The sequence below is a fragment of the Sphingobium chlorophenolicum genome (assembly GCF_000722875.1).
GTDB classification, from domain to species: domain Bacteria; phylum Pseudomonadota; class Alphaproteobacteria; order Sphingomonadales; family Sphingomonadaceae; genus Sphingobium; species Sphingobium chlorophenolicum.
The window spans coordinates 69,072-94,676 of record NZ_JFHR01000018.1 but is presented as its reverse complement, the minus strand read 5'-3'; the positions used below and the strand labels follow the sequence as shown (position 1 = coordinate 94,676).

Annotated in this window: 22 protein-coding genes; 16 read left to right on the top strand and 6 right to left on the bottom strand. The window is 62.3% G+C overall.

All coding sequences use genetic code 11. From position 1 onward, the window contains the following. The first annotated feature begins 136 nt into the window (after window positions 1-136). From BV95_RS09925 to fsa, 10 genes are all read left to right on the top strand, one after another. Entirely contained in the window at window positions 137-340 is a 204-nt protein-coding gene (locus BV95_RS09925) for a hypothetical protein (RefSeq protein WP_156028629.1), read from the top strand. Between the two features lie 91 nt (window positions 341-431). After that, complete coding sequence (locus BV95_RS09920) at window positions 432-1,343, top strand: TauD/TfdA dioxygenase family protein (RefSeq protein WP_081873338.1); 912 nt, start codon at window positions 432-434, stop codon at window positions 1,341-1,343. 5 nt (window positions 1,344-1,348) lie between these two features. Then, window positions 1,349-2,245, top strand: a complete 897-nt coding sequence (locus BV95_RS09915; protein WP_037450817.1) for a LysR family transcriptional regulator — start codon at window positions 1,349-1,351, stop codon at window positions 2,243-2,245. Window positions 2,246-2,664: 419 nt separating this feature from the next. After that, window positions 2,665-3,576: a LysR family transcriptional regulator gene (locus tag BV95_RS09905; RefSeq protein WP_037450811.1), complete on the top strand. Its 912-nt coding sequence runs from the start codon at window positions 2,665-2,667 to the stop codon at window positions 3,574-3,576. A 345-nt stretch (window positions 3,577-3,921) separates the two neighbouring features. Beyond that, window positions 3,922-5,355 (top strand): xanthine dehydrogenase small subunit, encoded by a 1,434-nt coding sequence (gene xdhA, locus BV95_RS09900; RefSeq protein WP_037450808.1) that lies wholly within the window; start codon window positions 3,922-3,924, stop codon window positions 5,353-5,355. Next, a complete protein-coding gene (gene xdhB, locus BV95_RS09895) occupies window positions 5,348-7,657 on the top strand; it encodes a xanthine dehydrogenase molybdopterin binding subunit (protein WP_037450806.1) in 2,310 nt (769 codons plus the stop codon). Before xdhA ends, xdhB begins: the two co-directional genes overlap by 8 nt. Continuing rightward, window positions 7,654-8,577 carry a xanthine dehydrogenase accessory protein XdhC gene (gene xdhC, locus BV95_RS09890; protein ID WP_037450803.1) on the top strand — a complete coding sequence of 308 codons (924 nt, stop codon included), beginning with the start codon at window positions 7,654-7,656 and terminating at the stop codon, window positions 8,575-8,577. The genes xdhB and xdhC overlap by 4 nt, the downstream gene beginning before the upstream one ends. Before the next feature lie 109 nt (window positions 8,578-8,686). After that, window positions 8,687-9,580, top strand: coding sequence for a phosphatase PAP2 family protein (locus BV95_RS22705; RefSeq protein ID WP_081873337.1), 894 nt, complete (start codon window positions 8,687-8,689; stop codon window positions 9,578-9,580). A gap of 188 nt (window positions 9,581-9,768) precedes the next feature. After that, a complete protein-coding gene (locus BV95_RS09880; RefSeq protein ID WP_037450800.1) occupies window positions 9,769-10,857 on the top strand; it encodes a nucleoside hydrolase in 1,089 nt (362 codons plus the stop codon). 104 nt (window positions 10,858-10,961) lie between these two features. Continuing rightward, a complete protein-coding gene (gene fsa / locus BV95_RS09875) occupies window positions 10,962-11,612 on the top strand; it encodes a fructose-6-phosphate aldolase (protein ID WP_037450798.1) in 651 nt (216 codons plus the stop codon). Window positions 11,613-11,782: 170 nt separating this feature from the next. Here fsa and BV95_RS09870 read toward each other — a convergent pair whose 3' ends face one another. Continuing rightward, window positions 11,783-12,787, bottom strand: a complete 1,005-nt coding sequence (locus tag BV95_RS09870; protein ID WP_037450796.1) for a LacI family DNA-binding transcriptional regulator — start codon at window positions 12,785-12,787, stop codon at window positions 11,783-11,785. Between the two features lie 183 nt (window positions 12,788-12,970). On the opposite strand from BV95_RS09870, the gene BV95_RS09865 reads away from it, so the two are divergent. The 4 genes from BV95_RS09865 to BV95_RS09850 are packed head-to-tail and all read left to right on the top strand — an operon-like array spanning window position 12,971 to window position 17,368. Continuing rightward, on the top strand, window positions 12,971-13,948 hold the full coding sequence (locus tag BV95_RS09865) for a ribokinase (RefSeq protein ID WP_051749691.1): 978 nt from the start codon (window positions 12,971-12,973) through the stop codon (window positions 13,946-13,948). Then, window positions 13,945-14,877, top strand: a complete 933-nt coding sequence (locus tag BV95_RS09860) for a substrate-binding domain-containing protein (protein WP_037450794.1) — start codon at window positions 13,945-13,947, stop codon at window positions 14,875-14,877. Before BV95_RS09865 ends, BV95_RS09860 begins: the two co-directional genes overlap by 4 nt. 14 nt (window positions 14,878-14,891) lie before the next feature. After that, a complete protein-coding gene (locus BV95_RS09855; protein ID WP_037450792.1) occupies window positions 14,892-16,418 on the top strand; it encodes a sugar ABC transporter ATP-binding protein in 1,527 nt (508 codons plus the stop codon). Beyond that, a complete protein-coding gene (locus BV95_RS09850; RefSeq protein ID WP_202901556.1) occupies window positions 16,415-17,368 on the top strand; it encodes an ABC transporter permease in 954 nt (317 codons plus the stop codon). Before BV95_RS09855 ends, BV95_RS09850 begins: the two co-directional genes overlap by 4 nt. Before the next feature lie 492 nt (window positions 17,369-17,860). Here BV95_RS09850 and BV95_RS09845 read toward each other — a convergent pair whose 3' ends face one another. Beyond that, entirely contained in the window at window positions 17,861-18,115 is a 255-nt protein-coding gene (locus BV95_RS09845; protein ID WP_081873336.1) for a LuxR C-terminal-related transcriptional regulator, read from the bottom strand. Between the two features lie 86 nt (window positions 18,116-18,201). Next, the gene (locus BV95_RS09840) at window positions 18,202-19,440 is read right to left on the bottom strand and encodes a site-specific integrase (RefSeq protein WP_037450790.1); all 1,239 of its coding nucleotides are present in this window, start codon (window positions 19,438-19,440) and stop codon (window positions 18,202-18,204) included. A gap of 162 nt (window positions 19,441-19,602) precedes the next feature. Here BV95_RS09840 and BV95_RS09835 point away from each other — a divergent pair, with 162 nt between their 5' ends. After that, window positions 19,603-20,544, top strand: coding sequence for a hypothetical protein (locus BV95_RS09835; protein WP_037450840.1), 942 nt, complete (start codon window positions 19,603-19,605; stop codon window positions 20,542-20,544). Here the strand turns inward: BV95_RS09835 and BV95_RS09830 are convergent. The 3 genes from BV95_RS09830 to BV95_RS09820 form a co-directional block, all read right to left on the bottom strand. Next, window positions 20,524-21,537, bottom strand: coding sequence for a ParB/RepB/Spo0J family partition protein (locus tag BV95_RS09830; protein ID WP_037450787.1), 1,014 nt, complete (start codon window positions 21,535-21,537; stop codon window positions 20,524-20,526). The genes BV95_RS09835 and BV95_RS09830 overlap by 21 nt on opposite strands. A gap of 80 nt (window positions 21,538-21,617) precedes the next feature. Then, complete coding sequence (locus BV95_RS09825; protein WP_037450784.1) at window positions 21,618-22,820, bottom strand: AAA family ATPase; 1,203 nt, start codon at window positions 22,818-22,820, stop codon at window positions 21,618-21,620. 167 nt (window positions 22,821-22,987) lie between these two features. Continuing rightward, the gene (locus BV95_RS09820; protein ID WP_174544479.1) at window positions 22,988-24,136 is read right to left on the bottom strand and encodes a replication initiation protein; all 1,149 of its coding nucleotides are present in this window, start codon (window positions 24,134-24,136) and stop codon (window positions 22,988-22,990) included. A gap of 582 nt (window positions 24,137-24,718) precedes the next feature. On the opposite strand from BV95_RS09820, the gene BV95_RS09815 reads away from it, so the two are divergent. Then, window positions 24,719-25,573, top strand: a complete 855-nt coding sequence (locus BV95_RS09815) for a DUF7146 domain-containing protein (protein ID WP_037450778.1) — start codon at window positions 24,719-24,721, stop codon at window positions 25,571-25,573. Window positions 25,574-25,605 lie beyond the last annotated feature (32 nt).

The following is a 25,605-nucleotide window of genomic DNA, read 5'->3' as shown; positions in this document are numbered from 1 at the left end:
GGTAATGCCAGCGCCGGATTACGCTCAATAACGCCATGTCCAACACTCCATGACCCCTCGCTCGCCAAAGCCAGGGGTGAGTTCAACATGGGTCACTTCTCAGTGGAAATATCGGCCCTTCCCGGGTCAACTCTCAGTGGCAATCAACATGGTGACCGAGGGTCGCCTTTCGATCTACGATATCCCGCAGGAGTTTCTACCGTGGCAGATTGCAGCGGTTCGTAAGCGCAACGCCAACCCGCGCGTGGTCGATCCGGTTATCGAAAGCGCTCATCGCGCAGCACAGGCTTTCGAAGCGACCGCTGAAAATGGGCGATACTTCTCCGCTGGTCAGCCATAAATAAGGGCGGCTTATCAATCTCCTTGATCTATAATTTATTCCGGCGCAAAAGTCGTGGCACTGTCAATCCACCACGAACGGAGAGATTGTCATGTCCGCCACTGCTGTTGCCTCCAGATCCCGCCCAGTCGGTTCACGACTCGAGGTCGTCCCATCCTCAAATGGATTTGGAGCCGACATCGTTGGTTTCGACTTTGAGCTGCTCGACGAGCGTCAAGTTGCGGAGATGCGCGCGGCGTGGCTCGACCATGGTGTCGTTCGGTTTCGTGGCTACCGCTTTTCAGACGAACAGCAGGTACGCCTGACCGGCATGCTTGGGGATTTCGTCAAGCACCCTCGGCAGTTGAAGGGAGAGGAAGGGGCGCACCCCGATCATGAGGAAATTCTCGTGATCGGCAACGCCAAGGTTGATGGCAAGTCGTCCGGAACCATGGGCAACAGCGAAGCGCAATGGCATACGGACACCTGGTTCTACGAGCGTCCGCCCGCAGCGGCGCTGCTTCATGCCATCGAGTTGCCCCCTGAAGGCGGCGACACCTACTTCGCCGATATGTACGGCATATACGAACAACTCCCCTCCGCTCTGCGCAAGATCCTGGAAGGACGATTGATCCAGTCCACCACGATTTTCGATGGGGCCGGGCGTGTCCGCACCGGGCAAACCGCTCCCGACACCGACGACATCAGGCTCTGGGCGCACATGCGCCACCCTATTGTCCGCACGCATGGCGAGTCCGGACGAAATTGCCTCTATGTCGGAATCGACAGCCCCAGCAGCTGGATCGTCGGATTACCGCTCGATGAAAGCGCCGCGATATTGTCGGAGATCTTCGACTTCGTTCGCATGCCTGATTTTCAGTTCAAGCAGGTGTGGGAAGATGGAGACATGATCATGTGGGACAATCGCTGCACCATGCACCGCCGCGATGGCTGGGATGGCCAATATACCAGGGTCATGCACCGCACGACGACGTTGGGCGAACGCCCCTTCTACAGATACTAAAATATATGGTGAGCCGCTCGACCGAAGTGAGGCATCTGCAGGCACTGTCCGTGTTGGCGCAGGAACTTCACTTCGGACGAGCCGCTAGCCGCCTCCACATGACCCAGCCGGCGCTGAGTCAATTGGTGCGCGACCTGGAGACGAAGCTAGGCTTCCGCCTCGTCGAGCGCACGACACGCCGGGTATTGCTGACCGGCCCCGGCCAAACCTTCCTGAAGGACGCCGAGGAAATCCTCCAGCATCTCGATCGGGCAATCGAGACGGCGCGAACAGAGGCTGGGCAGGCCTCGAACAGTATCCGGATCGGCGCCATTCTTCCGACAGCCTTTGGCTTTCTGCCGGAGGTGCTCGCCACGTTTCGGCACCGTTACGCGGGCGCGCTGATCCACATCGAGAACCGGGAGAGTCAGCAGCTCGTAACCGCCGTCGAAACCGGCGCGCTTCACGTAGCGCTCCTCAGGCCCCCTCAAAATGCTGGAACACTCCATGTGGAGTGTTTGCGGCGTGAGCAGTTCGTTGTCGCAATGCGCACCAATCATCCCCTTGCGAGAATCGAAGTGCTCAGGCTGCGCGACCTGAAGGAGGCACGGATAGTCCGTATTTCGCGCGGCGATCTGCGCGAGGCATTCCACGAAATCGATGAGCAGCTTGAAGCGGCAGGTCTCAACATCGAGCCGAGCCAGCATGCCGACACGACGTTGACGGCGATGGCGTTCGTTTCGGCTGGGGATGGCGTCTCCATCGTTCCATCCTGGACCGCCGGCCTGACCTGGAAAGACGTCTGCTTCCGTCAGCTGAACGATCTGTCCGCTTCTATCGATCTCTCGATCGCATGGGAAGCAACAAACCTTCCGCCGATAGCGGAGCATTTCATCGAGGTGGCCCGCCGAACGGCAGCCTGATCGGCCGATTTGCATGCGTCCAAGGGGGTAATCTGGAGCGCCGCTGCAAGTGTCCATGACCAATATCGTCGAACCGGGGGAGAAGGACGTGAGCATATGTTCTCGGATCCTGCCCTCATGCAGGGCCTCTCTTGTCTCGCCCTCACCGGCTCGGTGATCGACGCGCTTCGCACCGTCAATACCCGCGAGGTGCTCGTCGCGCTGATGGCGGTCGGAGGGGTCGGGCTACGAGTGAGGCCACTCACTACATCCCCGAGCATGTCCAAATTTTCCCGTGATTTTACTCTCCCATTCGTGTTTTTAGGACACTACACGTGAACCTTATTGGTGGGCTTCCCATACCAATAAGTGCCCTCTGATGCTCAATCTGCCGACCGTTCGGCTGAGCCGCGATTTCCGGAACGCTTACAGGTGAAGCCATGTTCTCTCGTTTCACACTATATTTCGATGAGGTTGCACGCTCGGGATCTATTCGCCGAGCCTCCGAACGACTGAACATCTCTCCATCAGCCATCGATCGCCATATCCTAATGATGGAGGAAGAACTGGGCGTGCGGCTTTTTGAGCGCCTCCCGCAAGGGCTGCGACTCACAGCCGCTGGCGAGGTGCTCATCTCCCAGGTCCGGCGCTGGCGGCGTGAGCTCAAGTATGCTCAAGCACAGATCGACGACTTGCGCGGCCTACGTCGCGGCGAAGTGACCATAGCCTTTGTCGAAGGCGCCTCGGATTTCCTCGCAGAAACATTGGTGGCGTTCAGGCGCGACTATCCCGGCATCGACCACAATGTCCGAATGACAGGGGCGCAAGGCGTTGTCGATCTTGTGCTCAAGGGCCATGCCGAGGTTGGCCTGACGTTCAACCCGCCGACGGTTCAGACCGTAAGACTGGAGGCATCCCTCATCTATCAAATCGGTGCCGTCATCAGCCCCACCCATGAGCTGGCCGAGCGATCCGAAGTGAGCTTCTCGGAATGTGTTGAACTAGGCCTGATCGTGCCAAACGAGAGCATTTCGCTGCGCGCCGTCGTGGATGCGCTCTGGAGCCGCACGATCGGCGGCGTCAGTCGCGGGTTCATCACCGCCAACAGCATCGCGCTGATAAAGCAACTCGTCGAGAAGGGCGCCGGCATCGGCATGATGACGCCCATCGACGTCGCCGGCGAGGTGGCGTCCGGAGCCCTAGTCCATGTTCCGCTGTCGGATGCCATTGTCCCCTTATCCGTATTCTCGCTCATCACGGCGGGCGGCCGCACGCTTTCGGTGCCCGCATCGCTACTCGTTCAGGTCATGGCCCAGACGATGCGCGACAAACACTCGCCGGGGGTAAGCTAGCGCCGAGTTGTCCGAAAGATCGGTACGCTAGCCCAGGTTGCACATGAATATGCTCGACCCGCCTCTTCGTGCCCATGCTGCGCAACTTCGACAAGACAGGCTCCCTTGAGGAGGTGCACGCTTTCAACGCCAGAAATTCGCCGAGAATTAGGCCACCGTCGGGATGCAGAGCCCAGTCGAAACTACCCGACATACATCGCGTCCTAAAAATTTGGACGCCATTGCCAATAATTGCACATGGATTTGCTCGGTGGCCAAATCCATAGCTGGTGCGAACCTGCCGGGAAACGAGATGATCGGTAACCAAGCCAAGCACGACGACTGGATCGCAACGGAAAATTCGCCATGACGGTTCGCTTCCTCCTCGACGGCGAGACGATCGCGCTGGAGAATGTCGATCCCACGGCCACGTTGCTAGACTTCCTGCGCTACCGAACCGCGCGCACCGGCACCAAGGAAGGCTGCGCGGAAGGGGACTGCGGCGCTTGCACGGTGCTGGTCGGCACCTTGGATGGGGAGGATGTGACCTGGCGCGCGGTCAATGCCTGCATCCTCTTCTTGCCGATAATCCATGGCAAAGCACTGCTCACGATCGAAAGCCTTGCCAGCGCGGGTCCCAATGGGGGCCTGCTCAATCCGCTCCAGCGGCGAATGGCCGAGAATGGAAGCTCGCAATGCGGCTTTTGCACACCCGGCTTCGTCATGTCGCTCTATGGCCGCGCAATCGGAGCAAGCGGGTTTGAACTGCCCATCGCGGACGTGATCGCGGGCAATCTCTGCCGCTGCACGGGCTATGGCCCCATCCTCGCGGCGGGAGAGGCGGTGGTCAAGCTGGCGCGCGACGACAGGACGCTGGTCGCGGGGCTCGAGGCACTGGCATCGAGCGAGACGGTCTCGGGCGAGCTGGGCGAGCGGCGGTGGTTCATCCCGAAGAGTGCCGGGGCACTGGCGATGCTGCTTGCCGAGCATCCCGACGCCCGGCTCGTGGCGGGTGCGACGGATGTTGGCCTGTGGGTCACCAAGGGCCTGCGCACGCTGGACACCTTGATCTTCATCGGCGACATCGCCGAGTTGCAGCATATCGAGGAGCCCCCCGAGAGCCTCTCCATCGGCGCGGGCGTGCGCTATGCCGACGCTCACGCCGCGTTCGCTCGCCTCCATCCCGATCTGGGTGAGTTGACACGCCGGATCGGCGGTCTCCAGGTCCGCAATGCCGGTACGGTTGGCGGCAATATCGCCAACGGCTCCCCCATCGGCGATGGCCCGCCTGCGCTGATCGCCCTCGGCGCCACGCTGACGCTGCGCAGCGCGGGACGGCGGCGGGTCATCAAGCTCGAGGATTACTTCCTCGAATATGGCACGCAGGACCGCCAGCCCGGAGAATTCATCGAGCGGATCGAGATTCCGAGGCCCATGCCCAACGACATCGTGCTCATCTCCAAGCTCTCTCGCCGCTTCGACAGTGACATCTCGGCGGTCTGCGGCGCGTTTAAGCTGACCGTGAAGGATGGCCTCATCGCGCAAGCGCGCGTCGCCTTTGGCGGCATGGCAGCAACGCCCCGGCGCGCTGCCGGCTGCGAGGCGGCGCTGACCGGCCAGCCCTTCCAGGAAGCCACCATCGCCAACGCCGTCGAAGCCTTGAAAGGCGACTATGCGCCGCTGACCGACGTGCGCGGCTCGTCCGCTTATCGTCTCGACGCTGCCGCCGGTCTGCTCTGGCGCCTCTGGCGCCGTGCTGAGGGCGAAACGGTCTCGGTACTGGAACTTGAGAATGGCTGAGCGCGATTCGCGCCGGCCGGTGCTTGCAAAGCCCAGCAATCCGCATGACAGCGCACATCTCCACGTGAGCGGGCAAGCGCGCTATATCGATGACGAGCCCGAGGCGGCGAACCTGCTGCATCTCGCCTTTGGGCAGAGCGCTCACGCGCATGCGCGGATCACTGGGATGGACCTGTCCGCCGTCCGCGCCGCACCTGGGGTGGTTGGCGTGTTCACCGCCGCCGACATTCCCGGTGCCAATGACGTCGCCCCGGTTGCGCATGACGATCCCCTGCTCGCCGATGGCGTTGTTTTCAGCATGGGTCAGCCCATCTTCCTCGTCGCCGCCACGAGCCGTAATGCCGCGCGCAAGGCCGCCCGTCTCGCCACGATCGAATATGAGCCGCTCGCGCCTCTCGTCCGATACGAGGATGCGCAGGCTACCGGTTCGTTGATCGAGCCCACGCAGGTCATGGCCCGGGGCGATGCGGCACTGCGTCTCTCGGCTGCGCCGTGTCGCCTGGTCGGTTCATTCGAAATGGGCGGGCAGGATCATTTCTATCTCGAAGGGCAAATCGCGATCGCCATCCCCGGAGAGGACGGGCAGGTGCATGTCCTCTCGTCCACGCAGCATCCAAGCGAAGTGCAGCATCTCGTCGCGCAGATGCTGGGCAAGCCTTCCGCGGACGTCACGGTCGAAGTGCGGCGCATGGGCGGCGCATTCGGCGGCAAGGAGACCCAGGCCGCCCTCTTCGCTGCCGCGGCAGCGCTGGTCGCGCACAAGACCGGCCGCCCCGCAAAATTTCGCTGTGACCGCGATGACGACATGGTCATGACCGGCAAGCGCCACGATTTTCGCGTCTGCTATGACGTCGGCTTCGACCATGAGGGCCGGCTACTGGCGCTCAAGCTCCATCTCGCCTCGCGCTGCGGCGCCAGCACGGACCTCTCACCTGCGATCAACGATCGCGCGATGTTCCATAGCGACAATTGCTATTTTCTGCCGGACGTGATGATCGTCTCGGAGCGCCTGCGGACCAACATGGTCTCCGCCACAGCTTTCCGGGGATTCGGCGGGCCGCAGGGCATGCTCGCCATCGAGCGGATCATGGACGACATCGCCGCGCATAACGGCCTAGATCCGCTGGATGTGCGGATCGCCAATCTCTACAGCCCCGGCCGCGACGTCACCCAATATGGCATGACCGTGGAGGACAATATCGCGCCTCAAATCATCGCGCGGCTGCGCGAGACGTCCCGCTACGATGCGCGGCGGGCGGACGTGGCGGCGTTCAACGCCTCGAGCCCGATCCTCAAGAAGGGCATCGCGCTCACCCCAGTCAAATTCGGCATCAGTTTCACGACCACGCATCTCAACCAGGCCGGCGCACTTGTCCATGTCTATGCCGATGGCTCGATCCAACTCAATCATGGCGGCACCGAGATGGGGCAAGGCATTTACATCAAGGTCGCGCAGGTGGTCGCGGACGTCTTCGCCGTGCCGGTCGGGCAGGTGCGCATCACCGCCACGCGCACCGACAAGGTCCCCAACACATCGGCGACGGCGGCATCGTCCGGCGCGGACCTGAACGGCATGGCGGCCCATGAGGCGGCAATGACGATCAAGGCGCGTCTCGTCGCCTTCACCGCACGAACCTTCGGCTGTGCGGAGGAAGATGTGAATTTCGCCGGTGGCGACGTATTTGCCGGCAGCGAGCGCTTGCCCTTCGGCCAACTCTGCCGCAAGGCCCATATTGGCCGCGTCTCGCTGAGTGCCACCGGCTATTATGCCACGCCCAGGATCGCCTACGACCGCGCGACCCACAAAGGCCGGCCCTTCTATTATTTCGCCTATGGCGCAGCGGTCTCGGAGGTCGTGGTCGACACGCTCACCGGGGAACACAAGGTGCTGGCTGTCGACATCCTTCACGATGTCGGCCGCTCGCTCAATCCCGCCATCGACATCGGACAGATCGAGGGCGGTTTCATCCAGGGACAGGGCTGGCTCACCACCGAGGAACTGGTCTGGGATGACAAGGGCCGGCTCCTCACGCACTCGCCCGCGACCTACAAGATTCCCACCGCCTCCGATCGGCCGAAGTATTTCACAATCGCCCTGTGGGATGGCGAGAATGTCGAGCCGACGATCAACCGCTCTAAGGCTGTCGGCGAGCCGCCCTTCATGCTGGCGATATCGGTCTTTTCTGCCCTCAACCAGGCTATTGCCGCGGCTGCGCCAAGCAATCGCGCTCTGCCGCCGCTCAATGCCCCGGCCACGCCCGAGGCCATCCTCAGCGCCATCAAGGGGCATCGCGCCGCGTGACGCAATGGCTCGCCTGGCTGCGCGATGTCGCGCCTCATGAGCCGGCCGCGCTGGTCAGCGTCCTCGCCAGCGAAGGTTCGGCGCCGCGTGGCCCGGGCACGCGCATGCTGGTCACCGCCAGTATGCAACATGGCACCATTGGCGGCGGCCAGCTCGAGTATCGCGCCGTGGAACAGGCGCGGGCGATCCTCGACCATCCCCCCGGCACCTGGCGCGTGCAGGATTATCCGCTTGGACCCCTGCTCGGCCAATGCTGCGGCGGGCGGGTGCGGCTGCTGGTGGAACATGTCGATCCCGACAGCCTTGGCTGGCTAGCCGACGCCGCCGAGGATCGCATGTTGGTCTCGCGGCTCACGAGCGCGCGCGTGGAGCGTCATGTCAGCATGACCGCCCTGCCCGCCAACCTCTCGGCACGCGGCGACAAGCCCGCGGAGGGCGAGGCCTTCGTCGAGATCGTCGGCCGACATCGACGGCCGCTTTATCTGTTCGGCGCTGGCCATGTCGGTCAGGCCATCGCCCGGCACGTCGGGCATCTGCCGCTACGTCTCGCCTGGTTCGACACGCGCCCCGAGTTGGAGACCGTCCCGCAGGTCGCCATCGTGCCGGAGGACTCGGTCGAGCAATGCGTGGGCGAGGCGCCGCAAGACGCCGCCATCGTCATCATGACGCACGACCATGGCCTCGATTATCGTCTGACGCGCGCGGCGCTGGCGCGGCCGCCGATGGCGTTCGTCGGTCTCATCGGCTCTGCGACCAAGCGCGCGCGCTTCCTGAGCCGACTGACACGCGACGGCCTTGGCGAGGCGGCGAGGACACGGCTGACCTCGCCCATCGGCGTCGCCGGCGTGGGCGGCAAGGAGCCGGACGTCATCGCCATCGCGACACTCGCCCAGCTCCTTCAGTTACGGTGTGCCACATGATCGAGTGGCTTTCCCCGGGCCCTTGCCGTCAAGAACAAAGCACGCGCGGGTTCCACCATGGTCGGACGACCCCGTGCGCAGATTTCCGGCTTTTAAGAGGAGGATCATCATGCTGCCATCGCGCCTGTCTCACGCAAGGCGATTTGGTCTTGGCGCCGGCCTTGCGATGGCCATGGCGGTTACCGCCCAGGCCGCGAACCCGCCGGCCGATTCATTCTTGAAGGGCGCAATACTAAACAGCCCGACAGCCGCCAGGCCCGACAATCGCTCGGAAACCGGTTTGCTCGATCTCTATCTCGTGCGCCAGGCACAGGCCCGGGCCGGTGCGGCCGAGCGTGCCGAAGCCTATGACGATGCAGCGAACTACAACTATTACGAGCTGTTGCCGCGCTTTAGCCAGGCCGCGGACAGCCGTATGTCCATCTCGTCCCGGCCGATCCTCTCGCATATGCTCAAATGGAGCTTGGCCGACGTCGGCTATTACGTCCAGCAAGCCAAGGACGCACAGCAGCCAGCGGGCGGACGTATCCGGCCCTATGCCGAGGACCCCGGCATCACCGCCTGCTACACGGCCTACCTCAACGCCAACGAATCCTATCCTTCGGGCCATGCCGCCAACGGCTACACCGCCGCTCTCCTACTCGGCGCCGCGATGCCCGATAGAGGCCCCGCCCTGATCGCGCGCGGTGTGCGCTATGGCGACAACCGAATTATCTGCGGCGTCCATCATCCAATCGATGTCGAGCGCGGCCGTGCGATCGCCCGCGCCTATTTCGCGAAAGTCGAGGCCGTGCCGACTTTCCAAGCCGATCTCCAGTGCGCGATCGAGGAAGATACACGCGAACGCGCGCGCGATGCCAAGGCGCCGGTGCCCGCCTTTTCGGGCTCCTGCGCCAGACTGCATGCCACCTACCACCTCGAACAGGTTCGGCTCGAATATGCTCGGGTATGCACAGCGTGGCCGACCGCTGACGCCGGCCGGCCCAAGGACTGCACCAAATGAGGCCGTAGCGAACCTGTAGCGGGCCCGAGCCGCGCCGGGGCGGCGTGTGAATGGCGGGCTTGCCGGAGGTAAGCGACACATCCTGCGGCCTGTCCCGGAGGTACAAGTGTTTGCAGTTGCTAAAACGTTTAATCTCAAGTTATGAAGTCTCGCAAAAAGTCCGCCGGACATCCAGGAAGGAGGGTTGAATGAAGCTGCGCACATTCGCGACCGTGCTGCTGAGCTTGCTGTCAAGCGCGCCGGCACTTGCCCAGGTCCAGCAGCCCAATTCGGAGAAGCTCATCATCGACTCCGACTTCGGCACTTTCAACGATGATGGGCAGGCTTTCATCCTCGCCGCGCACGCGCATAAGGCCGGCCGAATCCAATTGCTCGGCCTCACGCTGGTCACCGGCAACGTCTGGATGGAACAGCAGCGTGTCGACGCGCTCAAGGCCGTCGAGCGCGTAGGCCTGGAAAAGCAGGTTCCCGTCTTCGCCGGTGCGCAGGGGCCGCTGCTGCACAGCTTTGCGTCCTTCGCGCAGGAGCAAGCCCTGCTTGGCGTCGGCGACGGCTTTTACGGCGCCTGGTCCGGACCACGGCCCAAGTCCGATGCGGAGGTCGTGCCACCCCCGGACGGCCACGCGGAGCGCACCCAGATTCAGCGTCGCGACGCCGTCGATTTCATGATTGACGCCATTCGCGCAAACCCGCACCAGGTGACGATCCTTGCGCTTGGCCCGGCAACGAACATCGCGCTCGCGATCCGCAAGGCGCCCGATATCGTGCCGCTCATCGGACGGATCGTCTATATGGCCGGCGCGTTCGACGTGCCCGGCAACACCATGCCGGCGGCGGAGTTCAATGTCTGGTTTGACCCCGAGGCGGCGAAGATCGTCTATCGCGAGCCGATAGAGCAGGTCTTCGTTCCCCTCGATGTGACAAACAGCGCGCACTTTCCGCTCGACTTCTTTGATCCTATCCTCAAGGCGAATCCGCAGGTGGCCCGGATATATTCAAGAATCCCGGATAACCCCAATCGTCCGCCCTGGACCTTCATCCCATTCTGGGACCAGCTCGCGATCGCCTATGTGCTCGATCCGTCCCTTGCGACTGAAACCGAGACGCGTTGGGTCGATGTCGATACCAATTTTGGTGTCAACTATGGCAGGACGATATCGTACAAGCACGAGTTTCCGCAGGGAAGCTTCCTACAGCAGGCCAAGATCGTGAAGAAGTTCGATCTGAAGCGCTTCGAAGCCTACTATTTGGAGACCATGAGCAAACCGCTGAGATAGCGTTCGTCGTGCCCGAAACCGCGCGTCGCCGCCCAACGACCGCTCAGCCTCTTGTCCTCGGCGCACCCCAAGTTGAAGAAGCCTGTCAACCAGTGAGAGCCGCCATGAAATTCTTTGCCGACACGGCCGATGTCGCGGACATCCAGGATCTTGCCAGTACGGGCCTGCTCGACGGCGTCACGACCAACCCGTCCCTGATCGCCAAGTCAGGTCGAGACCTCAAGGAAGTTACGCGCGAGATCTGCGCCCTCGTCGATGGCCCGGTCTCGGCAGAGGTCGTCGCCCTCGATCACCAGGAGATGATGAAGGAGGCGGATATTCTCCGCCACATAGCCGACAATGTCTGCATCAAGGTGCCACTGACGATCGATGGGCTCAAGACGTGCAAGGCGCTCACGCGCGACGGCGCACTGGTCAATGTCACGCTGTGCTTTTCAGCAAATCAGGCGCTGCTCGCGGCGAAGGCCGGCGCGACCTTCGTATCGCCTTTCGTCGGCCGGCACGACGATGTCGGCCAGAACGGCATGGCCCTGATTGCCGACATCCGGCGCATCTACGACAATTATGCGTTCTCGACCGAGATTCTCGTCGCGAGCGTTCGCCATCCGATCCACGTCCACGAGGCAGCACTGATCGGCGCTGATGTGATGACCGCACCGCCGGCGATCATTCGCCAGCTCGTTCGGCATCCTCTTACCGACAAGGGCATTGAAGGCTTTCTCGCCGACTGGGGAAAAACCGGACAGGCCATTTAACACGAGTCCGGCGATCGCCCATGGAACGGACTATCTAATCGAGCCTCCTATAGTCCCCATTCCAGCGAGAGCATCGGTGCTGGCAGTGGCGTTTCGCGCCGGCCGCGCCGCCTTCTCCTGAAGGAGCCGGATTGCTAACGCCGGCTCGATCGGTGCCCGGTCTCCAGCGCTCAGCTAGGAGTGCGCGGAGCTGACGATCGGGTCGATCCGCGCTCGACGAGTTCAACATCGACCTGAATGCGCTTCAACGGAGAATCCGGTTGCTCGATTCGGGAGATAAGGAGGCTGACCGCTTGCGCGCCGATCGCGTGCAAGGGCTGCCGGATCGTCGTAACTGACGGGTTGACTAGCACCGACCAGGGAATGTCATCGAACCCGACAACTCCGACATCGGCGGGCACATTCACGCCCATTTTTTGCAACGCGGAGATGACGCCGATCGCGATCGTATCGTTCGCGCAGACGATCAGTTCAGTATCCCTGCGGACCAACGCCGCTAACGCTTCGTCGCCAATCGTTGTCGAAAATGCGTTCGCGCATTCCCATGTGATTGAGACCTTGCCTTCAAGCGCTCGGACCAGCCCGCCGCGTCGCTGTGCGGTCCCGGGAAAGTTCTTCGGTCCAGTCACGAGCGCGATGCTCCGATAACCGCAGCGCTGGATATAGTCGGCGAGCAATTTGCCGCCCATCGTATAGTTGGAAGTGACGGTGTCGTGCCTGGGTAATGGGCGGTCGACCACGACGGCCGGTAGCGAGATATTGAGTTCGGTCAGAAGATCCCGCTTCGATGATGGACACCAGCAGATGCCATCGACCCCGTAGATAGCGAGACGTTCGAGACCTTCGGCTTCGCTTAGCCCATCGTTGGTCTCCATGAGTATCACCGCATAGCCCCGCCGCCGCGCCGCCTCTCCAACCGAGTGCGCCAGTTCCGGGAAGAAAGGATTGCACAAATCCGGGAGCACCAGCCCGATCAGATGACTGCGACCGGTGCGCATGGTCTTCGCCATTTGATTGCCGCGATAGCCCAGATCCTCGGCGGCCTTAATCACACGGGCGCGCATCTCGCGGCCGACCGAGCCAGAGTTGTTCATGACAAAGGAAACCGTCGCGATGGACGCGCCGGCTTCACGTGCGACGTCTTTTATCGTGACCTTCTTGGCGCCGTTTTTCATCCCGCCTTCTGCGCTTGCATAGCTCTTCGGATCAACCCCCAGCTCGAATCAGGTGCGAGATTCGACTGCCCCACCCACATCTGCAGCCAGCCGGATCGACGATTCATCGATGCACTATTGCCGGAATCAAATCGTTTAAGTAGGACATGTCTGAGAGACCAGAACGGCCCAATGGGATGAGGAATGGCACGTGCACATGTTGTCGTCGTCGGTAGCATCAATTGCGACATCACCGTGCGCGTCGCAGAACTGCCGCTTCCCAACCAGACGGTTCTTGGCCGCGGCTCTTCGGTCACCATCGGTGGCAAGGGCCTGAATCAGGCGGCCGCCGCAGTCTCGGTCGGAGCCGATGTCTCCTTTGTTGGAGCGATCGGTGACGACTATTTCAGTTCTCAGATTGTCGATTACCTGTCTCGCACCCGCATTGGAACCGATCACGTTCGGCGACTGACTTCTTGCTCTTCGGGGGTGGCGATCATCACTGTCGACGATGCCGGCAACAACGTCATCGCCGTGTCTCCCGGTGCCAATGGTGAGGTCACGCCGGCGCAGGTCGAGACAGCGTTCGGCGCAGCTGACAATGCCTCGGTCGCGCTGATCCAACTTGAAATCCCGATCGAGACCGTTGCAGCGACGCTTGCCCTGGCGCGCGCGCGTGGCGTCACCACGATCCTCAACCCTGCCCCGGCCACACGGGAAGTTCTCGACTGTCTGCCGTTGGTCGATATTCTCACTCCCAATGAGCACGAGTTGGCCGAGCTGACCGGCACATCGGTCGAGGAAATCGAGGCGGGAGGCGCGGTGCTCGAAAGCGCTCTTGTTCATTTGCAAGCACTAAGCGGGGGGACGGTTCTGGTAACCCGCGGCTCTCAAGGCTGCACCGCGTTTGACGGCCAAGCCTTTCTGCGGCTGCCAGCCTTCCAGATGCCCACGGTCGATACAACCGGAGCCGGTGACGTTTTTAACGGCACGCTGGCGGCGGCGCTCGCAACAGGCAGTAGTCTTGCTGACGCCATGCGCCAGGCATCCGCTGCGGCCGCAATCTCGATCACGCGGCGCTCCGCCGAGAACAGCGCGCCGAGCCGGGTCGAGGTCCTCGCTCTCATAGCCAGTCTAGGCGGTCCCGACCTCGAACGGTCCGAGATAGTAGCCAAGCCATGAAAAAGGCGGCTACGGCGTTCATCCTGACCCTGTTCCTTACCGCCTGTTCGCAGGACAGGAGCGAACAGCGCCCGCCGATGATAGCGGTGGTCATGAAATCACTGGCCAACAGCTTTTTCGTGACGATGGCCGAGGGCGTGCGCTCCGATCACGATAAGCGGCAGGACGAATATCGCCTGCTCCTAAATGGCACCCGCAATGAGAACGACCTCGCGCAGCAGGTTGCGATCCTCGATCAGATGATCGCGATGCGCGTCAAGGCCATCGTAATCGCGCCGGCAGACTCCAAAGCAGTCATTCCTGCTCTTTCGCGTGCGATCCGCCAGGGAATTAAGGTCATCAACATCGATAATCGGCTCGATCCTGCCATCCTGCGACAATATGGTGTCACGATTCCCTTCGTCGGCCCCGACAATCGGAAAGGCGCGAGCAAGGTTGGCGCCCATGCCGCTGCAAACCTTAAGGCGTCGGACGAGGTTGCAATCATAGAGGGCATCCCGACAGCGGAGAATTCGCGCGCGCGGCGCATGGGCCTCGAGGACGCGGCGCTTGCGGCAAGGCTCAAGATTGTCAGCCAGCAAAGCGCGTCCTGGGATCAGGCGCGCGCCTCTGAGATTGCCGGAGCGCTCCTCATTCGATACCCCCACCTGAAGGCGATCTTCGCGGCGAATGACAGCATGGCGCTCGGGATCGCTTCAGCCGTTGGGCAGGCGCGCCGCAACGTCGTCATCACGGGATTTGACAATGTCGAAGCAATCCGGCCCCTGCTGGACAGCGGCGCGGTTGCCGCCACCGCCGATCAGCATGGCGCGCAAATCGGCGTGTTTGGGGTTAATTATGCACTGAAAGCCATCCAATCGGACGCGCCCCTGCCCGATCTCGAGACGCCGGTCGACCTCATCACCGCCCGAACGGCCAAACGGCATTAATCCGGGAGAAGACCATGGGGCTCAGCATCGTCAATCTCTCCAAGGCTTTCGCGGCGCCGGTTCTTCGCTCGATCAGCCTCGACATTCAATGCGGTGAGATACGCGGATTGGTCGGAGAGAACGGTGCCGGTAAGTCGACTCTTCTCAATATCCTAGCAGGGAACCTCGATGCCGATGGCGGCGAGATCATCCTGGATGACCGGCCTTACCGGCCAAGTTCGGTCCGGCAGGCACTCGACGCAGGCGTCGCGCTCGCGACCCAGGAGTTGAGCACCATCGAGACGCTGACCGCGGCGGAAAACCTGTCGCTCTCGAAATTCCCATCCCGCCTCGGGCTTATTGACAAGGCGCAACAGGACAAGGAGGCGCGCAGCCTTCTATCGACCGTCGGTCTTACGCAGCTCTCGCCGGCGACCCCGGCGGCGGAGCTGTCACTTGCCGAACAGCAGCTCCTCGAGATTGCCAGAGCCTCGTGGCATGGCACACATCTGCTGATGCTCGACGAGCCGACCGCCGCACTCTCGCGCGAACAGGCGGACCTCATCCACGAGCTGATCAAGGCAAAGGCCGCTCAGGGCGTGGTTGTGATCTACGTCAGTCATCGGCTCGAAGACCTGAAGTCGGTTTGCCAAACAATCTCTGTGCTTCGCGATGGAGAGATGATCCTCACCAGAGCGTGCGGCGACCTCACCATCCCGGACATGATCGAAGCCATGGCGGGGCGCTTCGCAAGACGCGAGAAGCGCGCGCGACCATCGCTCCTGCCCACGCCGATGCTGCGCATCTCCGACATCACGACCAAGGCCCTGCCACATCCGATCTCGCTGGAGATCAATGCCGGCGAGATCGTCGGTCTGGCTGGCTTGGCCGGCGCCGGCCGAACCGAACTCATCAAGGCCATCATGGGGATCGATGCTCGCACAAGCGGAACTTGCGAGCGAGTGACGGACGGCGGAGCGGTAACGCTCTCGACGCCGGCGGACGCTGTCGCAGCCGGGATTGGCTACGTGCCGGAGGACCGCAAGATGAGCGGCATCTTTGCCGGCCACGGCGTTGCCTTCAACATGTCGCTACCCGCGCTTCGAGCGCACCGCTGGATCCCCGGCAGCTGGGTCTACCGCCGCGCGAGTGAGGTTCGCAACCTCCTCAACATTCGCAGTGCCGGCCTCGATCAGCCGATCGACCAACTGAGCGGCGGGAACCAGCAGAAGGTCATTCTCGGGCGCTGGCTGATGGAAGAAACGCCGGTGCTGCTCCTCGATGAGCCAGGCCGCGGCGTCGATGTCGCCGCCAAGACGGATATCTTCGACGAGATCGCGCGGCTCGCCGGCGCCGGCGCTGCCGTGATGATCGCCTCCAGCGAAATGGATGAGCTTACTATGACATGCGACCGCATCGTCGTGATGTCAGGCGGCCGCGTGGCGGGTGAGTTCAATGGTCCCGACTGGGACGAGCAGGCGATCATGACCGCGGCGTTTTCGGCTCATGTGGGAGGCAACGCCGGCAGCAACGACACGCGGGAGCTGGGGACAGGACAATGAAAGACCTAATGCGCACTGTTGGTCGCACCGGGCGTGACAACTTCATCATCATCGCTGTCATCCTGATTGTGGCAGTTTTTGGCTTTCTGTCGGAAGGATTCTTTTCGGCCAGCTCCGCGCAGATCCTGCTCAACCAGCTACCGACATTGATGGTCGTTACCATCGGCATGATACTGGTCATGCTGGTCGGCGGGATCGACCTCTCAGTCGGATCGGTTGTTGCGCTGAGTTCGACGCTAGTTGCTACTATGGTTGTGTCGCACTCGTTGCCCGTGCCGGTCGCCATGCTGGTCGGCATCATCGCCGGCCTACTGCTTGGGGGCGCCAGCGGTTGGCTTTCCACCTATGCCGGCCTGCCCAGCTTCATCGTCACCCTAGGTGTTCTTGAGGCAGGCAGGGGCCTCGCCTATCTCTCCAGCGGCTCCCAAACAATCTTCGTCGGCCCGTCCATCGAGGGGCTTTCGCTGCCAATTCCCGGCCTTGGCCTGTCCCCGGCTTTCCTGATCGCGATCGGCATCACCATCATCGCGCACGTGTTGATCACTCGCTCGGTCGGCGGCCGATACCTCCTAGCTATTGGCACTCGCGAAGCAGCCGCGCGTGCCGCGGGTATCTCGACCAAGCCCTACAAGCTGGCCGCCTTCGCGATTTCTGGTGCACTCGCCGGGCTCGGCGGTGTCTTCAACGCCGCCTACCTCGCGGCAGCCGACCCCAATGCGGGAACGGGCCTCGAACTGTCTGCGATTGCCGCAGCGGTCATTGGCGGCACGAGCTTAATGGGGGGGCGGGGGTCGGTTATTGGTGGATTTATCGGCGTGTTGTTGATTGCTGTCCTTCAGAGCGGTCTGGCTCAAATCGGGGTCAGCGAGCCGGTCAAACGGATAGTAACAGGCACGGTGATCATCCTAGCGGTTCTTCTAGATAGGTGGCGTGCCTCCAAAAATGATTGAGAAGGTTTCCGTACCACGTTTGCAAAAGTTGTACGGCAACTCCAAGATCGGTCGCGTTCGAGAAGCTAACCACCCGCGGGCCGATTTGCTGCTACCCTAGTAACCCGATGGCATCTCACGCGTTGGGGCAGTAAGAAAACAATCGCACTCCCTGACGGCACTGCCGTGCCCGCACTTGGCCAAAGCACCTGGATGATGGCGGAGGACCCGTCACGGCGAGGCCTCGTGCTCACCAGCGTTGTCGACTGCGACGGCGTAGACGGTATGGGCTGTGGCGAACTGGTCAATCTCGTAAAGCGTCCTCGACCACGGGTACATCTCATCCGAACAGTTTGACGAACAGAAGTCTGCGGTCGGCGAACATGAATTGCAGCAGCAGTCTGTTTTTCCGGCGCAAGGTGATGGTCGATGATGCAGATCATGTGGGTTGCTCCCGTTCGTGTTGCACGCACGAAGGAAACAGCGGAGCGGTAGTCGAAATAGACCGAGTGATTACTCGGGTAGACGGTGGTGAAGTTCGTCCAATCCCACGTCGCCGGCGAGCACGGCGCTCACCACCAGCTCGGTGCGATCATGCGCTTCAAAGAGGCGACGCGCCTCGGTGAGATACCCATCGACGGTGCGCGGCGTGAGCGCGAAGGCAAGAGCGATCTGTTTGTTGGAGTAACCGCGACCAGCAAGGATGATACAGTCGGGCGGTCGAGGTTGGAGTTTCGCCTTACGTCGAGATGGCGAAGGGCGCGTCATTGCTGTGTCGTTTCCATACGCCCCCCTTCACTTTGCCCTCCACGGAGGCAAGAGACCACGCGTTTGAATCATTGCGCGCCTACGCGCTAGCCGATCTTCGCTATGAGGCGTCCCGCAGCACCCTGTTCAGCAGCCAAGTTCCGGTTGTAGGCGAGTGGCATCCGTGGCGATTTCCACCGCAAAGTATCCATGATCCCTGCAAGATTCTCACCGCTCGCAAACAGGTCTTGATTGAGCCCGATCCGCGTCGAGTGCGCGCTGATCCCTCTGAGCAACCGTGCCAGATCCTCAGCCGTGAGGTCAGGCAGCGCGCCGCGGTCAAACGCGCGTTGGATGATCGACCGGAAGATGGGTCCGATCGAACCCGGGTGCAGCGCCACGGTGCCGATGTCGTATTCGACGCGCGCCTTCACCGCCGGCTTGGAGAGCGTCTTGCGCAGATCCCAGGTCTCTCTGCCCGAGATGCTGTCGATCGGCCGACCGCGCACAGCCGCGCGGGCCTTGTAACGCCGTACCTGCACCCGCCGGAACAGCGCTCCTGCGGTGATCTCAGCCGCCTCGGTCCAGGCCGCGATCGCCGCAACGGAGCGCGGACTGAGGTAGGCGGTCGCCCCCTCCCCGTCCTGATCACCTTTGCTGCGGAGGATCTGCAGCAGTCGCGCCTCGGGATCGATCGCCTCCTCGATATGCTCGATCGCAACTGCGACCAGCTCGGAAGCACGCAGCCCTGTGTCGTAGGCGGTGGACAGCAGCGCGCGGTCGCGCAGCCCCGGCAGATCGTCCGCGCAGCTCTCGAGCAGCGCGCGAATGTTGAGCCCGCGTGCCTGGTCGCGCTCGACGTCGCGCACCCGCCCCTTGAACCGCAATGGCCGCGCCTGCTTCTGGGCAGCGCCCTTCTCGCGCCGCACCGCCGCCAGGCGCAGCTTGACCAACGGAGCCGAGGTCGGATCCTTGAGATCGAGCAGCTGATGGATCTTGGCGATCGACGCCTTGTAGCGGGAGAGCGAGGCAGGCCGGCTCCCCTTCCCTGCCCGCGCATCGAGATAATCGGCGACGGTCTCGGCCGTTGCCGGCAGGGCGATCCGATTGGTGCGCCGACACCAGGTATCGAACGCTTCGATGTCGGATCTGAGTGCGCGGATGCTGTGGGGCGAAGAGGCAGCCTGATAGGCGGCGATCAGCGCCTCGTTGACGGTGATGCGCTCGCCGGCGCGCATGTGCACGACCGTCCAGGCGAGGTCGGCCGACGCCCTGACGGCCGGCAGCACCACCTCAGCGGGCGCTACAGCGCTTTTCAGCCCTTCCTGGGCGGTTTCGATGCTCACGACGCGCCACGCTCCTCGGCGGCGCTTGTACCGCACCTTATAATGACAGGTCAAACACGCTTATGTGATAAGTGCAATTATCAAATGTGCATATTTTGTCAGATCAAGAGGTGGAAACAAACTGCTGACTTTGTTTTCCTTCAGTGGCACTGTCGTGGGGCAATGGATCGGCTTCAGAACCTCCGTGCCGACGATGGCCTGCTGCTCCTTGGTCGGCTCGACGGCCGATTGCACAACAGCGCCTGCGCTGACATCTACCTGGCCCGCGCCCGCCTCTCCGGCGCAGCGGCACTCGCTGGCTTGGCGGGCGTGCCCATTTCCGTCCGCGACCTGCAGGCATGGATTGCCGGTCGCAGCCCCCCTCCCCGCGCGTCGGAAGGACTCAACGATCCATACTCGGTGGCGGCGATCTTCCACCTCGCCCTGAGCCGGGACGAGGATGCCCAGGATCCCATCGCCCGGGCAACGCTCAACGTCCTGCGCTCCATCCTCGATGATCGCGCCGAGGCCGAAACCTATGGCCGCGACGACCTCGCCCATTTCGGTCCATTATGGCGCCAAGTGCGCGCTGCCGCTGACGCCCCCTTCCCCGACACGGATCTGCGTGCGGTCGCCGAACGCGTCTTCGAACTATCTCGGCTGACCGAGCAGGTGTCGGCCGACGCTTCGGAGGTCGTCACCGTCGACGGCCGTTCATGGGCGCTTCCTCCCCGATCGCGGGATCGAAACTGGCTGATCGCTGCCGCCATGCCACGGATGATCCACCGCGGCGGTTTTACGACCCGCACGATTCCGTCCCTGACCCTGCTGCCAAAGTTCCTCCCCCCCTCCCCTACCGCGCTTACTGCGGCTCTTGCCGAAGCCCTTGCGGCGGCCGCCGCGGACGGTCTGCGCGAACTCGAAGCCGTCGAGCGGGCGGTGCGCCGGGGTCGAGCCGATCTCAAGGTGACTAAGCGGAGCAAAACCCCTGCCCTTGCCCGGCTCCTGGTCGCTTACCCTGGCCTTCAGGCCTCAGTCGTTGCGCGTCTGCTTGGCGTTACCCCTCAGGGCGCCAGGAAGCTCCTGGCAAGCATCCCGCGGCCATCAGGCCCAATGCTGGTCTAGGATCGCCTTGAGGGCGTCCTCGGCCTCCTGACGCGATGCACCGCCCTTGTTGAGCAATGTGAGCCGGACGCCCTTCCGGTCAGCGCCATCGATCCGGAGGATCGGCTTACCGGCCGGCGTCGAGACCGTTTCGGGCTTTCCTGACTTCTTGGGGGATCCTGACCTCTTGGGGGGGTCAACGGCGAGGCTCAGCTGTTTGATGGTATCGACCACCGATTGCATCGGTCCACCGGCTTCGCGAGCCTCGGCGATGCGCCCTGCTTCCGCGAACGCCCTCGCCTTGCGCTCCTCAGGCTTCAGCAGTCCCTTGAGCGCGATGGCGTTGCGGACGCCAAGTTCTTGAGGATTGGCGAAAGCGCGCGTCAGCTCGACCGGAAGGCGAGCAAGATCGAGGTAGCGGGTGAGCCAGCTCTCGGTGACGTTCAGGCGCTCTGCCATCGTCTTCTGACGGCCGTCGTAGTAGAGGTCGAGCGCACGGAGATAGTCCCTCGCCCGCTCCAGATCGGTTAGATCATCGCGGGCCCGGTTCTCGATGTCGGCAAGGCGGAACGCTTCCTCATCGCCGATCTCGCGGACGTCGACGAGGAACTTGAAGTCGGGGTAGTTGTGAGCCCGAAGCCAGCTTATTGACCAGTGCCGCCGCGCACCGCAAATCACTTCGAAATCGTGTGTCGGATCGCCCGACACCCGCCGCACGATCGCAGGCATTTCTTGGCGCCCTTGCGCCTTGATGCTCTCGATTAGGTCGGCACACCGCTCCTCAGTTAGCAGCGCGTAGTCGCGATTGTGCCCTGCCCACATCCGGCAACGAGCGGGGTCAACGAGCTCATGCGTCCGATTCACGATCGCTCCGGAGGCGAGGTCGGCCAACCTGTTGGATCGGCCAGTCAGGACATTCGACGCGAGCCCTGAGCGGCGCTGCGGAGCAGCCTCCTCGGACAGGTCGATGCCGGCCGCCAGATCGGCTGCAAAGCCGGTGTTCTTCCTGCTCATTCGAGCCTCCTTCTAGCGAATTGCACGCGTGCAATCGTTCCCTGTTCCGGCAAAATTGCACGCGTGCAATTTTCCCCTTCTCACGCCAGCGCCGCCTTCCGCAGCGCTGCTTGATGGCTCGGCCACATCGACCGAATATCGACCTCAATCTCCGAATTCACACCATCGAGATATCCCAAGCAGCGGTTGCGGACTGCCGAACTGGTGGCGGGACCGTCCAGCTCATAGACTGTCATGAGTCGTGCTGTCGCGTTGTCAATCTCAGCTGAGTCCTTGAGCGGCGTCCGGACCATTGCGTGCCCAAAAAGGGTGCGCATCAGATGCAGTAGCTCCTTCTGCATCGACTTGTTCTCGTCGACTTTTGACGCCACAAATCTCAAAAACTGGAGCTCCGGAGCGAGCCCCCGTTCGGCCAATTGCTCGATCGTCTCGTCGAGCATCGAGAGGAACGCGGCGGTCGACGAAAAATCCATGACCGTGGGCGGAACCGGTACTACCAGCGCGTTGGCGGCACGCAGCACCGACAGCGAGATAGCGCCGAGGGCCGGTGGCGGGTCCATCACTACCACGTCGAACCGGTCGGAAATACTCTCGATCCCTTCCTTGAGACGATCAAGCAAACCGTCGCTGCCGCGAGCCATTCGGGCCGCTAGTTCATACTCCGAATTGAAGAGTCGCAGATTGGCAGGAATGAGCTCCAAACCATCGAAATGCGTCTTCCGAAGCGCATAATCGAGTGAGGATCGCTCCCCCTCCCGCAGGAACGGGTAGAGCGTATCATCCTCGTCGAGGTCGAGGTCGGGGACGTACCCAAACAGCGTCGTCGCCGATGCTTGGCTGTCGCAGTCGACCAGCGCCACGCGGTAACCCCGTATCGCCAGATACTGCGCGAGGTGGACCGCGAGGGTCGACTTGCCCACACCTCCCTTGAAGTTCTGTACCGCCACGACGCAGCACGGGTCTCCGGGAGCGCGGTACGGCCGGGTTCCGAAGACGCCACGCATGTCATTCAGCTGCGCCAGCGTGTAGCGCTCCCGCCGATTGGTGTCGGTACGAGACGGCTCAGGCAAGCGACCGTCCTTTTCCGCATCACGGATCGCCGCCGGCGTGCGTCCGACAAGCTCGGCAGCCTTAGTAATCGTGAACGTAGGCTCTCGCCGATCGTCTGCCCTTGCACTTCGAGCAGAATCCCGCAGCTTTTCGAGGACGGACGATGTCCGTTTCGCGAGCGTCGCAACCGAAACTACGCGCTCGGCTTCCTCAATCTCGAGTCCTTTCGACACATGCTCACCTTTCGCAATTGAGCACGTGGTACATCGAGTTGCGCTTTTCGGTCAAGAAAAACGGAAATTTCGAAAGTTCGACCCCGGTTTCACTCGGTTTCCTGCGGCCGCGACCGCTATCCTGACTCGGTGGGGGACACGAAAATTGCACGCGTGCAATTTCGTCGTCAGGGCCTACCGCGCCGGCTCAGCCAGCTCTCACAAAAGCCGGTCCAGGAATCGATCAGCTTCTTGCCGCGCAGCTTCTCGAGCCGGTCCCCCATGTGCTGTCGGTAGGCGTCCGCCATCATATCGACCGACCACCCTCCCCCGTGCCTCAGGCCAATCTCGCGAAGCTCCGGCGCCTCATAGGTCAGCGATCCCCGAGGGAATGTTTTCTCGCTCGCCGTAGACACCGTTAGCGCCTTCGTTACCGCGGCGATCGTGGGCGCAACGGAAACTGTCTCGGCGGTTCCTTCCCGGCGCGCCTTACGGCCAGAGGAGTGTCGATCCAGTTCATCGACCGTCTCGATGACCTCGGGCGCGCCCTTTGGCTCGAACCGAAATTCAAGCTCGGTGACAGTACGCCCCTGCCGCATCTCCCGCCACTCGACCCGGAAGTGCGCGAGCTGATCGATCTCTGCCTTTGCCTTCTCGAGCACTTTCCGGCGCAGCTGAGCAAAATCGGTGTAGACCTCGGGCGGTATCCCCAACGCCGCTCGGAGGGCCTGCATATCGCCCCTCCATGTTGCCTGTCTGCGATGAAGCCTTAGTGCGCCCAGTTCATATAATTTGAGCGCGTAGCTGGACCGAAAACCCAATACGGCCTGGCGGTTCAACACCGCATAGGTCGCAGATGCTTGAATCAGCTTCCTTGCGTCGGGAGTGAACTCCCACTCGATCCATCCGGCCTCTCCACCGTCCTCTTCCGTCTCCTCTCGAGAGCGAGATATAAGCGAGAAGCGAAGCGTTGCTTTCTTTCCACGCCATGACTTGTCGTCGACAGCAAAAAGCGTTCTGTGAAGCTCCTCAAGCATGTCGCTGATGCGCTCATTGCCCTTGTGCCCGCGCCGAATGTCCGCCTTCCGCATTCTGTGCGGCCGATCTTCCCAAGCATCACCGCCGGCTGTCAGGATCATCAGGGCCAGGAGGCGCGATGCAGTCAGACTTAGCGATTCGCCTTTGACGAACTTAATCTCAATGATGCTGCCAGGTTTAGCAAACTCGTCGCCGCCTTTTGCTTTCAGTGCTGCGGCTACGCGCATGGCGCGACCTGGAGATGCATCTCCGGCCTCGTCCTCTTCTGTCTCAGCTACTTGGTCAGCGGGGGTTTCCATGCCATAGTACGATCAATATTAGAGTGCCTGGAACGTATTTGCTGCCTGACCTGACCTGCTCCGTCAAGTCAGGTCAGGATAGATCCCGCTAGGGCATCCCCCAAGCGGTCAGGATAGAATCGACGCGGCCACGGTCATTTCACCAGGAAAGCCGCCGAGTCGCGTTTACACGGCGTGAGCCCCGGGAAACCGCCCGACAGGGTAGCTTTCCTGCCGTAAAGTGCCCGACGGCGAGGCTGAGAGCGCCCGCCAGCTTGCTTCCCCCAATCGGTCAGGTAAGCCCCGCGAGGTCAGGTAAGCTCCCCCAACTGGGCAGGTAAGCGCCCCCGTCCGGTCAGCCAAACACCCCCGAGCGGTCAGGTAGTTTGACGCAACGGATTGAAAATAGGAGCTTTTCCCAGCCCGAATCTGAATCTCTAGAATCACGAATCCTTCCGCTGCGAGCAGCGGCGTTTTTAAAGATGATTCTCTGGACGAAAGAAGTCGAGTCGCCCGACGCTGCCTCAAGGCATCATCGAGCCGACAGCGGAGGCCGCTGAAGAGGGGAGGGGGATGCGAGGCTGTGAACGTGGAGGTTCCACCATGCCGCTGACAGCCAAAAGACCAACCCAGGAACTCGTCGACATTGTCGGTGCGCTCGGCGGCCGATGGGCCGGCTATATCGCGATGTGCCCATGCCCTGCACACAATGACAGCGAACCGAGCCTCTCGATTCGCCAAGGTGACCGCGGCATCCTCGTCACCTGTTTCGGCGGGTGCAATCGGGAAGACGTCCTGCGTGAGCTTCGCCGCGTCCGGTCAGGCCATCACTTTCCCATCCCAGAACCCGACCACGCGCGGCGGCCGAGCAGTGGCGAACATATCTGGGCGCAGGCAATTGATGTTCGCGGAACGCTCGCCGAACGCTATCTTGCCAGGCGCAATCTTCTGCCGGCACCGCCCGATGTCCGTTTCCATCCGCGCTGTCCCTACATGCCCAAGCCGCAGACCGTTTTTCTGCCGGCGCTGCTTATCGCGGTTCGCGAAATCCGCAGGCTAGTGGCGATCCAGCGCATATTTCTCGACCCCATCACCGCCGACTATGTTCGCAAGGTGATGCTGGGCATGCCGGGAACTGGTGCTTGGCGGGGCAGGGCAGGGGACTCGACCCTCGCGATTGCCGAGGGCTTCGAGACTGCCGATGCGTTCACGCGAATGAACGACATCCCATGCTGGGCATCGCTTGGGGCGCGTCGGCTCGACCAGCTCGTCATACCGTCTGCGGTGACAAAGCTCCTGATCGCCGAGGATAACGACCCCGAAGGGCACCGCGCCGCGGCCAATGCCGAAGAGCGTTATGCCCGGCCGGGCCTCACGATCGAGCGTGCGCCGCCGCCATCGACCTTCAAAGATTGGGCAAAGGCGCTCGACGCCCGCGCGCGGCAGAGCCGCATCTAGGCGCAGAGCGCCGGAGGAGAGGGGAGGGGGAT